At 70.1% G+C, this 14,577-nt stretch carries 11 protein-coding genes; 6 read left to right on the forward strand and 5 right to left on the reverse strand.

The features are described 5' to 3' along the window. Positions 1 to 10: 10 nt before the first annotated feature. The 3 genes from O7619_RS10385 to O7619_RS10395 are packed head-to-tail and all read left to right on the forward strand — an operon-like array spanning position 11 to position 4,322. Positions 11 to 1,024, forward strand: coding sequence for a sugar ABC transporter permease (locus O7619_RS10385; protein WP_282287275.1), 1,014 nt, complete (start codon positions 11 to 13; stop codon positions 1,022 to 1,024). Next, complete coding sequence (locus tag O7619_RS10390; protein ID WP_282287276.1) at positions 1,021 to 1,881, forward strand: carbohydrate ABC transporter permease; 861 nt, start codon at positions 1,021 to 1,023, stop codon at positions 1,879 to 1,881. The genes O7619_RS10385 and O7619_RS10390 overlap by 4 nt, the downstream gene beginning before the upstream one ends. Then, the gene (locus O7619_RS10395; RefSeq protein ID WP_282287277.1) at positions 1,878 to 4,322 is read left to right on the forward strand and encodes a glycoside hydrolase family 2 protein; all 2,445 of its coding nucleotides are present in this window, start codon (positions 1,878 to 1,880) and stop codon (positions 4,320 to 4,322) included. The genes O7619_RS10390 and O7619_RS10395 overlap by 4 nt, the downstream gene beginning before the upstream one ends. Before the next feature lie 85 nt (positions 4,323 to 4,407). Here O7619_RS10395 and O7619_RS10400 read toward each other — a convergent pair whose 3' ends face one another. Together O7619_RS10400 and O7619_RS10405 are read right to left on the reverse strand one after the other, a co-directional pair. Continuing rightward, entirely contained in the window at positions 4,408 to 5,361 is a 954-nt protein-coding gene (locus O7619_RS10400; protein ID WP_282287278.1) for a TIGR03620 family F420-dependent LLM class oxidoreductase, read from the reverse strand. Positions 5,362 to 5,380: 19 nt separating this feature from the next. Then, a complete protein-coding gene (locus tag O7619_RS10405; RefSeq protein WP_348774376.1) occupies positions 5,381 to 5,944 on the reverse strand; it encodes an RpiB/LacA/LacB family sugar-phosphate isomerase in 564 nt (187 codons plus the stop codon). Positions 5,945 to 5,960: 16 nt separating this feature from the next. Here O7619_RS10405 and O7619_RS10410 point away from each other — a divergent pair, with 16 nt between their 5' ends. Both O7619_RS10410 and eno read left to right on the forward strand, forming a co-directional pair. Further along, a complete protein-coding gene (locus O7619_RS10410) occupies positions 5,961 to 7,178 on the forward strand; it encodes a hypothetical protein (RefSeq protein WP_282287280.1) in 1,218 nt (405 codons plus the stop codon). Next, positions 7,175 to 8,458 carry a phosphopyruvate hydratase gene (eno, locus tag O7619_RS10415; protein ID WP_282287281.1) on the forward strand — a complete coding sequence of 428 codons (1,284 nt, stop codon included), beginning with the start codon at positions 7,175 to 7,177 and terminating at the stop codon, positions 8,456 to 8,458. Before O7619_RS10410 ends, eno begins: the two co-directional genes overlap by 4 nt. On the opposite strand, the gene O7619_RS10420 is transcribed toward eno, so the two are convergent. Then, the gene (locus tag O7619_RS10420) at positions 8,448 to 9,623 is read right to left on the reverse strand and encodes a serine hydrolase (RefSeq protein WP_282287282.1); all 1,176 of its coding nucleotides are present in this window, start codon (positions 9,621 to 9,623) and stop codon (positions 8,448 to 8,450) included. The genes eno and O7619_RS10420 overlap by 11 nt on opposite strands. A 225-nt stretch (positions 9,624 to 9,848) precedes the next feature. Between O7619_RS10420 and O7619_RS10425 the strand changes: the two genes are divergently transcribed. Beyond that, positions 9,849 to 12,194 (forward strand): NACHT domain-containing protein, encoded by a 2,346-nt coding sequence (locus O7619_RS10425; protein WP_282287283.1) that lies wholly within the window; start codon positions 9,849 to 9,851, stop codon positions 12,192 to 12,194. A 139-nt stretch (positions 12,195 to 12,333) separates the two neighbouring features. On the opposite strand, the gene O7619_RS10430 is transcribed toward O7619_RS10425, so the two are convergent. Both O7619_RS10430 and O7619_RS10435 read right to left on the reverse strand, forming a co-directional pair. After that, entirely contained in the window at positions 12,334 to 12,924 is a 591-nt protein-coding gene (locus tag O7619_RS10430; protein ID WP_282287284.1) for an RloB family protein, read from the reverse strand. Beyond that, positions 12,905 to 14,224 carry an ATP-binding protein gene (locus tag O7619_RS10435; protein WP_282287285.1) on the reverse strand — a complete coding sequence of 440 codons (1,320 nt, stop codon included), beginning with the start codon at positions 14,222 to 14,224 and terminating at the stop codon, positions 12,905 to 12,907. The genes O7619_RS10430 and O7619_RS10435 overlap by 20 nt, the downstream gene beginning before the upstream one ends. Positions 14,225 to 14,577 lie beyond the last annotated feature (353 nt).

Consider the following 14,577-nt stretch of genomic DNA (forward strand, 5'->3'; position numbering starts at 1 on the left):
GAGTGACCCGATGTCCAGCACCCGTGCCGCACCCGCGTCGCCGAACCGCCGCCCCGCGCGCGAGCGCGGCCGTTCCGGGGCCGACGACCGGCGACTGACCTGGCGCAACCGGCTGTACCGCTTCGACATGCGCTACATGCCGTACCTCATGATCGCGCCGTTCTTCCTGCTCTTCCTCGTGTTCGGGCTCTTCCCGCTGCTGTTCAACGCGGTGGTCTCGCTGCGCAACTACCGCCTGGACGATCCGACGTTGCCCTACTGGGCCGGCGTCGAGAACTTCAGCCGGCTCGTCGCCGACGAGGACTTCTGGAACGCGCTCTACAACACGTTCGGCATCTTCCTGCTCTCCACCGTGCCGCAACTCCTGCTCGCGCTGCTTGTCGCCTCGCTGCTCAACCGGAAGCTGCGGGCGCAGACCTGGTGGCGGGTCGGCGTGCTGCTGCCGTACGTGACGCCGATCGTGGCCTCCAGCATGGTGTTCAGCGTCTTCTTCTCCCGCGACTTCGGCATGGCCAACTGGGTCCTCGGCCTGCTCGGCATCGGCGGCGCCGACGACCCGATCGACTGGCGGGCCGACAAGCTGCACGCCTGGATCGCCATCGCCACCATGGTCAACTGGAAGTGGATCGGCTACAACGCGCTGCTCTACCTGGCCGCCATGCAGTCCATCCCGCGCGACGTCTACGAGGCCGCCGCCATCGACGGCGCCAACCAGTGGAAGCAGCTCTGGCGGATCACCGTCCCGATGATCCAACCGGTGGTGCTGTTCACCGTGATCCTCTCCACCATCGGCGGGTTGCAACTGTTCACCGAGCCGATGCTCTTCGACCCCAACGCCCAGGCCGCCACCGGCGGGCCGAACGGCGAGTGGCAGACCATCGCCCAGCTCATCTACAAGGTCGGCTGGAAGGACCTCAACCTCGGCTACGCCGCGGCCATGTCCTGGGCCCTGTTCCTGATCGTCCTGATCGTCGCCGGCCTGAACTACCTGCTGACGAACCGACTCTCCGGAGGTCGTCGATGACGACACGACGTGTGGTGGCCCGGGCGCCGCAGGACACCCCGGCGAGCCTCTGGACCTACCTGCTGCTCGCGGTGAGCATGCTGTTCGCCGCGTTCCCGCTCTACTGGATGTTCGTCATCGCCACCAGCAACGACGAGGCGTTGGCGAAGCTCCCACCGGCGGTCGTCCCCGGCGACCGGTTCCTCACCAACGTCGACGAGGTCTTCTCCCTCCAGGACGTCTACTTCGCCGCCTCGCTGGTCAACAGCGTCATCGTGTCGACCGTGGTCACCGCCTCGGTGCTGTTCTTCTGCTCGCTCGCCGGGTTCGCGTTCGCCAAACTGCGCTTCAAGGGCAGCAACGCGCTGATGGTCTTCGTGGTGCTCACGCTCACCGTGCCGAACCAGCTCGGCATCGTCGCCCTCTACATCGTGATGGGCAAGCTCGGCTGGAACGGGACGCTGCTCGCGGTCATCGCGCCCGGCCTGGTCACCGCGTTCGGCGTGTTCTACATGCGGCAGTTCATCGTGAACACCGTCCCGGACGAGCTGGTCGAGGCGGCCCGGGTCGACGGCGCCACGACCATGCGGGTGTACGCCACCATCGTGCTGCCCGCGATCCGCCCGGCCCTCGCCGTACTCGGCCTGCTCACGTTCGTGGCCACCTGGAACGACTTCCAGTGGCCGCTGATCACGCTGAACGGGACCGACTTCCCTACCTCGATGGTGGCCATCTCCGACCTGGCCAGCGGCAACTACGTTCTCTACCGTCGGGTGCTGGCCGGCGCGCTCATCGCCACCGCACCCCTGCTGCTCATGCTGTTCATCGGTGGACGCCAGATCGTCCGCGGAATCATGGAAGGCGCGGTGAAGTCGTGAGCCGTTCCACGCTGCTGCACGAGGGTTGGACGCTGCGGGCGGCCGACCCCGGCCCGGCGGTGCCGCCGGAGATCGCCGCGACGGCGGTGCCGGCGACCGTACCCGGGTGCGTGCACACCGACCTGCTCGCGGCCGGCCTCATCCCCGACCCGTACCTCGACGACAACGAGAACCGGCTGCTCTGGATCGGGCGCACCGACTGGACCTACGAGACCACGTTCGCCTGGCAGTCGGGCGACGACGACCGGGTGGACCTGGTCTGCGCCGGCCTGGACACGGTCGCCACGGTCACGCTCAACGACGTCGAGGTCGGCCGCACCGAGAACCAGCACCGCGGCTACCGGTTCGACGTCCGGGCGCTGCTGCGTCCCGGCGACAACACCCTGGCCGTACGCTTCGACTCGCCCTACCGCTACGCCGAGGCGCACCGGGACCGGCTCGGCGACCGGCCCAACGCCTACCCGGAGCCGTTCCACTTCATCCGCAAGACCGCCTGCAACTTCGGCTGGGACTGGGGACCGACAGTGGTCACCGCCGGCATCTGGCAGCAGATCGGCCTGCACGCCTGGTCCACCGCCCGGCTCGCGTCGGTCCGGCCGCTCGTCACGGTGGTCGACGGCGCCGGCCGGGTGGAGCTGCACGTCGAGGTCGAGCGGGCCGCCGACGGGCCGCTCACCGTCCGCGCCGCCGTCGCCGGCGTCACCGCCGAGGTCACCGTGCCGGCGGGGGAGCCGACCGCCGCGCTGACCCTCACCGTGCCCGACCCCGCGCTGTGGTGGCCGGTCGGGTACGGCGACCAGCCGCTGCACGACCTGGACGTGACCCTGCACGCCGCCGACGGGCGGGAACTGGACGCCGCGTCCCGCCGGATCGGCTTCCGCTCGGTGCGGCTCGACACCACCCCCGACGCCCACGGCACCCCGTTCACGCTGCACGTCAACGACGTGCCGGTCTTCGTCAGGGGCGTCAACTGGATCCCCGACGACGCCTTCCCCCACCGGGTCACCCGGGAGCGCCTGGCGCAGCGGTTCGGCCAGGCGGTCGACGCCAACGTCAACCTGCTGCGGATCTGGGGCGGCGGGCGCTACGAGTCGGACGACTTCTACGACCTGGCCGACACGCTCGGGCTGCTGGTGCAGCAGGACTTCCTGTTCGCCTGCGCGGCGTACCCGGAGGAGGAGCCGTTCCGCACCGAGGTCGAGGCGGAGGCCCGGCAGCAGGTGGCCCGGCTCGCCGGGCACCCGTCGCTGGTGCTCTGGACCGGCAACAACGAGAACATCTGGGGCTGGCACGACTGGGACTGGCAGGAACCCCTGGCGGGCCGCACCTGGGGGCGCGGCTACTACCTGGAGCTGCTGCCCGCGATCGTCGGCGAACTGGACCCGACCGTGCCCTACTGGCCGGGCAGCCCCTGGTCCGGCCGCGACGACATCCACCCCAACGACCCGGCGCACGGCACCACGCACATCTGGACCGTCTGGAACGACGACGACTACACCAGGTACCGCGAGTACGTGCCGCGCTTCGTCGCCGAGTTCGGCTACCAAGGGCCACCCGCGTACGCGACGCTGCGCCGGGCCATCTCCGACGATCCCCTCGCCCACGACTCACCCGGCATGGCCCACCACCAGAAGGCCGCCGACGGCGACCGCAAGCTCCAGCGCGGCCTCGACGCCCACCTGCCGCCGCCCGCCGACTTCGACGACTGGCACTACTACACCCAGCTCAACCAGGCCCGCGCCATCCAACTCGGCGTCGAACACTTCCGCTCGCACCGGCCCGCCTGCATGGGCACCATCGTGTGGCAGCTCAACGACTGCTGGCCGGTCACCTCCTGGGCCGCCGTCGACGGCGACGGCCGACGCAAACCCCTGTGGTACGCGCTACGTCGCGCCTACGCCGACCGGCTGCTCACCGTGCAACCACGTGACGGCGGGTTGGCGCTGGTCGCGGTGAACGAGACCCCGCGGGCGTGGACCGCGCCGGCCACGGTCACCCGGGTCACCGTCACCGGGGAGCCGAGGGCGAAGACCTCGGTCGACCTCGACGTCCCGGCGTACTCCTCGGTGGTGTTGACCTTGCCGGCGGAGCTGGCGCGGCCGGATGAGGACCGGCGTGAGCTGCTTGTCGCGGAGGCCGGCGACACCGCGGAGCGGGCACTGTGGTTCTTCGCCGAGGACCGCGACATCGACTGGCCGGCGGCCGAGTGGGACGCGACGGTCGAGCCGGTCGACGGCGGCCAGCGGATCGTGGTGACCGCCCGGACGGCGCTGCGCGACCTGACGCTGTTCCCCGACCGGCTGGACCCGTCAGCGCAGGTCGACACGGCGTTGGTGACGCTGCTGCCGGGCGAGAGCGCGACGTTCACGGTGCGTGCGCCCGCGCCGCTGGACGCGGCGGCGCTGACGCGCCGCCCCGTGCTGCGCTGCGTGAACATGTAAGGCGGGGCCCCCGCTTAACGCATTCGGTATAGGCGGGGGCCCCGCTTAACCACGATCATCTCACCCGAGCGCACTCTTCGTGGGATCAGCGGCCGTCGGGTGTGGGGGTCCGGTCCGGCCCTCGGGATGGAAATCCGGCGGTCGGCCGAGCCGTGCGCGGTGGTGACGCCACGGCTGCTCGCAGAGAGGCAAGGAGCCGCCATTCCCGCATCGGCGGCGCCTGCCCGGCGGGCGAGATGACCTGAAGGCAGACATGATCGGCGCCCGCTTCCAGATGCGAGCGGACGCGTTCGGCGGCCTGGTCGACGTCACCGCGGCAGAGCAACGCCTCGACGAGGCGAGCACTTCCGCCGTCGGCTAGGTCGGCCGCGGTGAAACCGCACTGGAGCAGGCTGTTGCGGTAGTTCGTCATGGCGAGGTAGCGGCTGAGATGCGCGCGGGCGAAGTCCAGGGTGTCGGCCGGGTCGCCCAGGATCACGCCCTGCTCCACGCACAATATCCGGTCCGGGCCCAACGCCGCTCGTGCCGACGCGGTGTGCGAGACGGGGACGAGATAGCTGAGGGCGCCGTCCGCCCGGGTGCGGGCCAGGTCGAGCATGCGCGGCCTGAGCGCGGCGAGCAGGCGGGCGGGCCGCAGCGCGGGCCGGTGACCTTCGTACCGGTCGACGACGCTGTCCATGCGGTCGAGGTACCGGGTCATGGCCTGGACCGGCCGCCGGTAATCGGCGCCGCGCTCGCGTCGCACGAAGCCGGCGTGACTGACCCCGAGGCCGAGCAGGAAGCGTCCGGGGTGGGCGTCGTGCAGGGTGAGTTGTGCGGTCGCCGTGGCCATCGGGTCGCGGGCCCAGATGCTCGCGACACCGGTCCCGATGACGCACCGGCGGGTGGCGCTCAACAGGACGCCGGCGTGTGTCAGCGCCTCCCGGTATCCGGTCTCGCCGATCCAGATCGTGTCGAACCCCAGATCCTCGACGAAACGGGCGGCGTCCGCGGCGACGCGCGCGGGCACGAAGTTGAAGGACCGCGTCCAGATCCCCAACCGTCCCAGGGCGTTCCGATCAGGTACGGCGTTGCCCATGCCGTGCCTCATGGTCGGCGCGTGCCGGTGCGGGCCGGCGCTCGGCGTCGTCGATGGATCTGACCCGTGCCAGCTTCGCCCCGGAGCGGTGCGGATCGAACTCGGCGTCCAGCCAGCACGTGACGATCGCGGCGACCACGGCGGCGTCGACGACGAGGGCGCCCATGGTGATGATCTGCGCGTCGTTCGACGCTCGGGCCCGCACGGCCGAGTAGGGGTCGTGCACTGTCGCGGCCCGTACGCGGTGGAATTTGTTGGCCACGATGGCCATGCCGAGGCCGGTTCCACAGACGAGAATTCCACGTTCGCACCGGCCGGACTGGATGGCTCCCGCGACGTCGGCGGCGATGTCTGGATAGGTGCGGGAAGGGCCACCGGAGAAATCGACCCACTCCAGTCCGCGATCGAGGAAGACCGCGGAGATCGTGGGGGCGAGCGGCATTCCCCACGAATCCGCTCCGAAGGCGATAACTGGCATTTTACTCGCCTTTTCCACATCGACACTCGTCCACGTCGGCGATAGACTATCGCGGTCCCACGCCATTGGGAACGGAGCGGCGATGAGCGACGAAGATCTGATCTTGAAGCTCGCTCGGCCGGGCACCACGAAAATATTGTTCTTCGTGATCGATGGGTTCGGTGGTTTTCGGAGCGCCACCCGGGGCTCCGAACTCGCCCTGGCCGTCACGCCGCACCTGGACGCGCTCGCCGAGGTGAGCGTACTCGGCCTCATCGATCCCGTCGGGCGCGGCGTGACGGCCGGCTCCGGCGCCGGGCACCTCGCCCTGTTCGGCTACGACCCGGTCGGTGAGCAGGTCAGCCGGGGCGCGTTCACGGCCGCGGCGCTCGACGTCCAGATGCGCCCCGGTGACGTCGCGGCGCGGGCGAACATCTGCACGTTGCACCCGGACGGCACGATCGCGGACCGCAGAGCGGGCCGGATGTCGACGGCCGAGGCCACCGAGGTGTGCGCCGCGGTGGCGTCCATCCCGCCGATCGACGGGGTGGAGTTTCGGCTCGTGCCCGAGATGGGGCACCGCGCGCTGCTGCTTCTGCGCGGCGACGGCCTGTGCCCCGCCATCGCGGACACCGATCCGCAACACACCGGCGTTCCACCCCTGGAGCCGCGGGCGCTGACCGATGCGGCGGCGCGCACCTCGGCCGCGATCCGGCAATTCCTGGAGCACTGCGCACGTGCGCTCGCCGACCGGCGGGACGGCAACTATCTTCTCCTGCGCGGGTTCGGCGGCCATCGGACGATGGCGCAATTTGGAGAAAGATTCCGGATGTCCGCCGTCTCGGTGACGAGTCACCCCTTCTATCGAGGAATCAGCCGCCTTCTCGGTTTCGATTGTCGGGTGGCGGACGATCTCGATCACGCCATCGCCCTGCTGCCGTCGCTGTACGACCACGGCAGCGAGTTCGTCTACCTCCACACCGGCGAGGTCGATCTGGCCGGGGAGGACGGCAACGTCGACCGGAAGGTCCAGCAGATCGAGGAGATCGACGCACGTATACCTGCTCTGCTCGCCTCCGGCGCCGATGTCATCGTGATCACCGGGGACCACGCCACGCCCACCCAGCTCGCCGCGCACTCCCATCACCCCGTACCCGTCCTGCTGCACGGCGGACACGCGGGAGCCGACGGTGTCCGGTGCTTCGACGAGGTTTCCTGCCGGGCCGGGTCGCTGGGGCGGTTCCCCGCACGGGCGCTGATCGGTGAGGTGCTCGCCGCGGCCGGCCGGCTGGACAAGTACGACTGCCAGGCGCTGCCGTGACCCCGGTGGCAGTCGAGCGGGTCCGGGCCCGGGAGGTGCTGAGCAGCCGAGGGCGCCCCACGCTGTCGGTGGCCGTGCGTCTGACCAGCGGTACGGAGGGCGTGACGTCGGTGCCCTCCGGCACCACCGACGGCGCGGGCGCCTGTCGGCAGCGGCGCGACGGCGACGAGCGTCGGTACGGCGGTGACGGTGTGCTGTCGGTGTGCCGCGCGATCGAGGAGGAGATCGCCCCCGCGCTCGCCGGCCGGGTCTTCGCGTGCCTCGCGGACCTGGACGACGCCCTGACGGAGATCGACGGCACCCCGGACCGGGCCCGGTACGGCGCCAACGCCTCCCTCGGCGTGTCGCAGGCCTTCGCGGTCGCGCTGAGCCGCCACCGGCGCCGTCCCCTGCACGCGCTCCTGAGCGAGGAGGCCGGCGTCCCGCCGGTGCTGCCACGGCCCTTCTTCAACGTGCTCAACGGCGGAAAGCACGCGGCCAACGGCCTCCGCATGCTGGAGTTCATGGTGGTTCCGACGGCGGCGCCGACGATCGGGGAGGCGATCCGGTGCGGCGCCGAGGTCTACCGCGCGCTCAACGACGTGCTCCAGCGGTCGGGCACCGCGTCGGGCCTCGGATTCGAGGGAGGTTTCGCGCCGGAGGTCCGGACCCCGGAGGAAGCGTTGGACCTCCTTGTCGAAGCGTTGTCGACCGCCGGCTACACACCGTCGGACGAGGTGGCGTTCGCCATCGACGTGGAGGCCGACAGCATCGTCGACGCCGACGGGTACGACGCGGGGGACGGGTCGCTGGGCACCGGAGAGCTAATCGAGCGCTATGCGGCGCTGTGCGCGCGTTACCCCCTGGTCAGCCTGGAAGATCCACTGGCCTCCGCCGACGTGGCCGGCCTGCGGAACCTCACCCGGCTGCTCGGGGCACACGTGCAGCTCGTCGGCGATGCCCCCCTCGGCACGAACGCCGCGCTCATCCGGCAGGCGGCTGCGGCGTCGCTCGGCAACGCGGCCCTCATCAAGCCGAACCAGGCCGGCACGGTCACCGCCGCGTTCGACGCGGTGCGCGCCGCCCGATCCGCCGGCTGGGGTACGTTGATCTCCCACCGGTCGAGCGACACGTGTGACTCCTTTCTCGCCGACTTCGCGGTGGGCTGCGCCGCCGGGCAGATCAAGGCCGGGGCGCCGGCCGGCGGCGAGCACGTCGCGAAGTACAACAGGTTGCTGGAGATCGGCGAGTCGGCTCCCGCGCTCCCGTTCCCGCCGCTCATCCAGGTGCTCAGGGGTTGATGCGGGCTACCTGACGCAGCAGGTCGAGCCACGCGTACCGGCCGAGCGGGCCCCAGTGCGCCCCGGTCCGCACCACCACCGTCCGGGTGGTCGGGCACACATATATGTATTGTCCGTAGTGGCCGATCGCGGCGAATTCTCGCTGTGCGGAAAGCCCGTCGTCGCGCGGGATCCACCAGCCGTACTTGTATGCCATGCCCTCCGGCTTGAAGGAGTGCGTGCGGACGTTGGTGAGCACGTCGGCCTCGGCGGCGTCGATCGATGTCGACTCGTCCACCCATTGGGCCGGAACCACGCGGCGGCCCTCGAATTTGCCGCCGTTCAGATAAACGAGCCCGATCTTGGCAAGCGTCTCCAGGGAGAGATACAGCCCCCCACCGGCGTTCTCCTGGGCCTCAGGTGACCTGGAGTCCAACAACCAGCATCCCGGTACGCGCATGCCGATGCGGTCGAACAGCACCCGGCGGCTGTAGTCGGTGAACGAGTCGCATCCGCCGACGGCGGTCAGGACCATCGCCAGGTGCACGGGCCCGAAGTCGTTGTAGGCCCAGACGGTGCCCGGTGGATGGCCGACGCGCGCCGACCGTGCCGCACTCGTTCGGCGCGCGGCGGTGTAGTACGCCGCCGCGGCGGTGGACCACGGTGTGTGGCCCTCCCGAAGGCGGAACCCGGAGGTCATGTTGAGCAGATGGCGGATGGTGATGCCCGCCGGGACCCGCCCCGGCAGGTAGTCGGCGACATGGTCGTCCACCGACGCGATCTCGCCCCGGCCCATCGCGATGCCGACGAGCGCGGAAACCACCGCCTTGGCCGTCGAGAACGCCGCGAGGGCGCTCGCCTCCGTCCGCCCGGCCAGGTAGCGCTCGTACCGCACCCGACCGTCGCGTACGACCATGAAGCCGGTCGTCCGGTTGGCCGCCAGCAGGGCGTCGAACCCGCCGTGGCGGTCGGTGTCGGGGGCGTCCGGAGCGATCCCGTCGAGGTCGATCTCCGGCCCACGGTCAAGCGTGGAGGGATGGGTCGACGGTTCGATGACCCGTACCGGAAACCGCAGATTGTCCTCGTGGGTGGGAAAGCGCCACAACGCGATGCGGGTGGCGTACGTCAGCCCGTGCCGAGCGCTCCGGCCGAATTGCGCAACGGTGCCAAGGATCTGGTTCGGCATGTGTCATCCTCGATGTTCGGGTCGCTCGAACCGTCTGTGCGACACCCTACTCCGCCCCGGTCCGACAGATCGTGCTGTGTTCGGCGGAGGGAATGCTGTCGTGTACCAGACCCATAATTGAGGGAGTCCCATCGGCGACGTACTGTCCGCTCAAGTTTCGCGATGATCAGATGGCCGGCTGCGCACGGTGAGGGGTGCCAATTGCGACCACGCCGAGCGCTGCGAGTGGCCGCCGTCGTGCTGTCGACCATCGGGCTGCTGATCCTCGCCGTCATCGCCCTCAACGGAAAGCTCCAGGCCGCCGACGCGCTGGCCAGTGTCATCTCCGGCACGTGCCTGCTGGTGGGTGCCATCGCCTGGGCGATGGGCCTGGGCCGGCCGACGAGTGGCGCGAGCGATCCGGACCAGCTCGACCTGGCGGCGAAGGCGCTCGCGGAGGCGGTCGAACACCAGTGGACGGGTGAGGCCGTGCAGCGCGGCGTCCGCAACTCGACGCCCGCGTCGCTGCGCTGGTCGTTCTCGCGCTCGACGAAGCCGAACAAGCGCCGGTCGGTGAGCCTGGAGAACCGGATCCTCGGCGTCTGGCGTGCCGCTCGCGGCGGCCGTCTGGTCGTGGTCGGCCCGGCCGGCTCCGGCAAGTCCGTCTTCGCGATGTTGCTGCTGCTGTCGCTCGTGCGCACGCCGAAGAACGGTGAACCCACCCCGGTGCTGCTGTCGCTGGCACCCTGGGACCCGAACGAGATGGAGTTCGACGACTGGGCGATCCGTCGGCTGAAGGAGACGTACCAGTTCCTCTCCGACGCGTCGTACGGCGGCGCCGCCGCGGAGGGTCTGGTGCGTTCCAAACGTCTGCTGTTCATCCTGGACGGCTTCGACGAACTCTCCGACGCCAACCGGTCCGCGGCGGTGGCGTCGCTCAACCGCACGGTGCCGGCCGACCGGCCGCTGGTGGTGACGGCGCGTGCCGACGGCGCGGCGACGCGGCCCCAGGACTTCGGGTTGGCCGGCGAACCGTCCGTGCTCACCCTCCAGTCGTTGTCACCGGAGAGCGCGATCACCTATCTGGAGGAGGGCAGACCCGGATCGTTCGCGCCGGTGTACGGCCCGCTGCGGGACACGTCGTCGCCGGTGGGCGCGGTGCTCCGGATGCCGCTCTACGCGGCGATCGTCAAGCGGCTCGCCACCGAAGGCGCCCTGACGCCGAGCGACATCGCGGCCATCTCCGACGACGTGGTGCTGCGCACCCGCCTCATCGCCGGCTTCCTGCGCTCGGCGCTGGCCTCGCTGGACCCCGCCCGACGGCGGCACCCGACCGAGGTCCGGGTCCGTCGCAAGCACGAGGTCGACCTGCGCTCCACGGCGCGGTACCTGGTCAAGCGGGGCGGCCACAACCTGCGGTGGTGGCGGCTGCACGACTCGATCCCGGCCCGCGACTGGGCCCTCGCGGTGAGCATCGTCGCGGGTCTGCTGTACGGGCTGACCGCCGGTCTGCCGAGTGGCCTGCGACGGGGCACGGCGCTGGGTTTCACCGTGGTGGTGATCTTCGGGTTGAGTCGGCTGAGGCTGCGGGGCTGGCGGGCCGGGGTGCTCACCGGCGTGGCCAGCGCCGCCGCGATCAGCGTGGTGGGCGCTTTCCAGATCGGCCCGGTGCCGGCGATGGTGGACGGCGTCGAGCTGGGGCTTGCCCTCGGCATCGTCGCCGGAATGTCACCGACGCTGGTTTCCGGCCGCAGAGGGATGTTCCTCGTGTCCGGCCTGGTCGGCCTCGCGCTCGGGCTCATGATGGGGACGCTCGACGCGATCGAGCAGGGTCCCGTCGGCGGCCTGGTCCGGGCGGCGACCACGGGCCTCGGGTCCACTCTGGTGATCATGATGCCCGCCCGGCTGATCCGGGGGCTGGGCATCCACGAGGAGCCACCACAGCCGGGCCGGATGAGCATGCAACTGATGGGCCGGGCCCGGCCGCTGCTGCTGCACCTTACCGTGGGCACCGTCAGCGGGATGGTGGTCGGCCTGAGCGGTGGCGTGGTGGCGGGCGTCCGCTACACGATGATGCACGGCGCCGAGCAGGGCCTTTCCTACGGCGTCCGCACCGGCTTCGTGTACGGCCTGAGCGTGGGGGTGGGGATCGGTCTGATGGGCGGACTGGTCAAGTGGTTCAGTCTGCCGTCGAGCACCCGCCTGGCGGCGTCACCCGTGTCGACGCTGCGGACGGCACGGGCGATCGCGCTCGCGTACCTGCTCGTTCCCGCCGTGGGCGGGGGAGTCACCATGCTGCTGCTCGCGGCTGCTGGGATCCGGATCCCGGGTGACACGGCCGGGACGGGCGCGGAGGCCTCACCGCTGGTCGGCCTGATGCTCGGCGCGAGCCTGGGCCTGGTCTTCGCCACCGCCTTCACCCCGTGGCCGACGTACCTCGCGGTCTGCTTCTTCGACGGGCTGTTACGCCGCCGCCCCTTCGGCCGGATGAAGCTGTGGCGGACCGCTCACGAACAGGAGATCTTCCGGCAGGAGGGCGCGTCCTACCAGTTCCGCCACGTCGAGATCCGAGACACCCTGGCGCGGTCCTGACGCCGCTCGGGGCGGCCGGCATCTCCACCGGCGGCAACGCGGACGCGGCAGCCGCTGCGGCGGCAGGGCTCCGACCGCCATCCGGCACGCCCGGGAGGCCGCCCTCACCGCGAGCCCACCAGCGGTGGCCGCTGAGCGGTCAGCGAAGCGCCAGCACCAGCCGCCAGACCATCGTGGAGGGGTTGGCCTCGGGTCGATCGCTAAGCCTTTGCGCCCGTTCGACGGCGGCGTCGAGCCCGTCACGGAAGTCGTCGAAATCGAGCCGGGTCTTGTCCCAGTTCCGGAGGTATCTGCGCAGCAGCTCCTTCGCCTTCTCCGCGTTCTCCAGGTGCCGCGTGCACGTGTCGAGGTGCAGGATGAGCCAGACCTCGAAGCAGGGGTTCGACCAGAGCAGGGTGACGTCGTGTCGCCGGGCTTCCCGTTCAGACTCGGCGGGCGGGAAGTGGTCGACGTCGCACACGACGTACGCCTGGTCGAAGTCGTTGTCGTCGCGACGGCGGGCGGCGCCCCGCACCGCGTCGATCGGTGAACCCTTTTCCACCGCCACGACGAGGCGATGGGCAAGCCACCGTTCCCGTCGGAGCCCTTCGAGGTACGCGCGCTCGGTCGACTCACCGTTGGTGACGGCGAGGACGGTTCGTCGTTGCTCCCGGGTGGCGAGCCTGCGTCGAAGGTCAGTCTCGCGGGTCGTGAAGCCCTTGCGCTGCGGTTCAGTCCGCCGCTTTGTCATCCACCGGTCCTCGTGCCGCGAGTGCCTGCTCGAACAGATACGCCGAAAGGTCCGGCACCGCGCCGTAGTTGCCGTTGAGGTAACGGCGCTGTCGGTTCTCCCCGTCCTTGCGCGGCTTGAAGTCGGTCAGCGGATACAAGGTGGAGGCGCCGTCCGCGTCCTTTTCGGTGAACCAGATCTCGTCCCGGCGCAGGATCTCCTCGGTGTCGATGGCGCCGAGGAGAGCGGCGTCGTGACTGGTGAAGATCAACTGGCTGCCCCGGGGGTTCGACGCGGCGGACTGAAAGAGACCGATGAGCTTCGCGGTCAGCAGCGAATGCAGGCTGGCGTCGATCTCGTCGACGCACATGGTGCCGCCACCGCTGAGCACGTCGGCGGCTTCGATGGCGAGCCCGAGCAGTTGTTGCGTTCCGGTCGATTCCTCGGCCAGTTCGAATTGCACCTCGCCCGCCGGCCCCTGATGGGCGAACCTCAGCCGTTTTCGTTCCCGTTCCAACGGGTTGCGAGGGTTTCGGAGCATCCTCCGCTCATTGCCGGGGTCCCGAGAGAGCGCTGGCTGGTCTTCGGTCACCGTGCTGGTCACCTCGACCACATCGACGATGCCCACGTCGGCCGCTCGCAACAGGTCGATCACGGTACGTCTGCTGGCGTCGCTCTCCGGCCAGCCGGGTCGGTAGCCGCCGCTCAATCGGCCGCCCAGGTGGGGCTGGCTGCGGCTGGACATCCGCTGGAACCACCGGTAGACATCGCGAAGCGGTTCGGGCTCGGCCCCGTCGGTTGCGGCCGGTCGGTGGTCGAAGCGGGCGATGGTGCTGAGGAAGAGGGCTGCGGGAGCGGTGACTTCGGCGATCCGCTCCAGCAGCGCTCGTTGGCCGGAATCCTCGCCCCAGGAGAAGGAGTCGCCGTTGCGCTCGAAGACCCGCCGCTTCCGCTTCAGTGGATAGTGGTAGAGCCACTCGTCGATCACGCCGTCGTTGTCGAGGGTGTAGCCGTAGGTGTGCCGGACGCCGTCCAGGCTGAGGTCGACGACGTAGTGCGACGGGGCATCGAGAGAGTCGGGGGTCATTCGGTACGGCTCGCGGGCCACGCCGAGGCCCGGCTCGACCTCCCGGTCGGAGAAGATCACGAAGCGACGCATGAACGCCAGGGCGTGCAGGCAGTTGGACTTTCCGGACGCGTTGGCGCCGAAGATCCCCACCACCCGGACCGCCTGGTCGTGGGCGTCGTCGCGGTAGGCCGGGGTCAGGTTGAGTTGCTGCTCGTCCCGGAACGATCGGTGATTGGCGAAGCGGAAGCTCAACAGCATTACTGTGCCCTCTGATTTCCGGGCCTTGCGGCCGTTCCATGCGAGTAAACCACGCGGAACGTCCTGAAGCCGCCACCGTGCCAGGGTCAGTCCTTCGACGAGTCGGCTGCTGGACGGAGAAGGCCACGTCATCGGTTCGGGCCGTGCCGGTGGTTCTGTCCGGTAGCTGACTGCGGGCCGGGCTCTCGCACGATCGGGTGAGCATCGCGTCGGATGGCACGCCGGGAACATCCCGGTGCCGGGAGTCCTTGCCGGTCGCACATGCGACTACGGTGGGGGCGGCACGGATTCGTGACCGTACGCGCACGAGGAGACAGCACCAAGCATGACCCATGACCGGACCGCGA

The organism is Micromonospora sp. WMMD998, from assembly GCF_029581235.1.
Lineage (GTDB): Bacteria > Actinomycetota > Actinomycetes > Mycobacteriales > Micromonosporaceae > Micromonospora.

Excerpts from the sequence above, each read along its gene's own strand:
- O7619_RS10385 (WP_282287275.1), top strand. The coding sequence starts at position 11 with ATGTCCAGCACCCGTGCCGCACCCGCGTCGCCGAACCGCCGCCCCGCG.
- O7619_RS10390 (WP_282287276.1), top strand. The coding sequence starts at position 1,021 with ATGACGACACGACGTGTGGTGGCCCGGGCGCCGCAGGACACCCCGGCG.
- O7619_RS10405 (WP_348774376.1), bottom strand. The coding sequence starts at position 5,944 with ATGGCGTGGGACCGCGATAGTCTATCGCCGACGTGGACGAGTGTCGAT.
- O7619_RS10410 (WP_282287280.1), top strand. The coding sequence starts at position 5,961 with ATGAGCGACGAAGATCTGATCTTGAAGCTCGCTCGGCCGGGCACCACG.
- O7619_RS10420 (WP_282287282.1), bottom strand. The coding sequence starts at position 9,623 with ATGCCGAACCAGATCCTTGGCACCGTTGCGCAATTCGGCCGGAGCGCT.
- O7619_RS10430 (WP_282287284.1), bottom strand. The coding sequence starts at position 12,924 with ATGACAAAGCGGCGGACTGAACCGCAGCGCAAGGGCTTCACGACCCGC.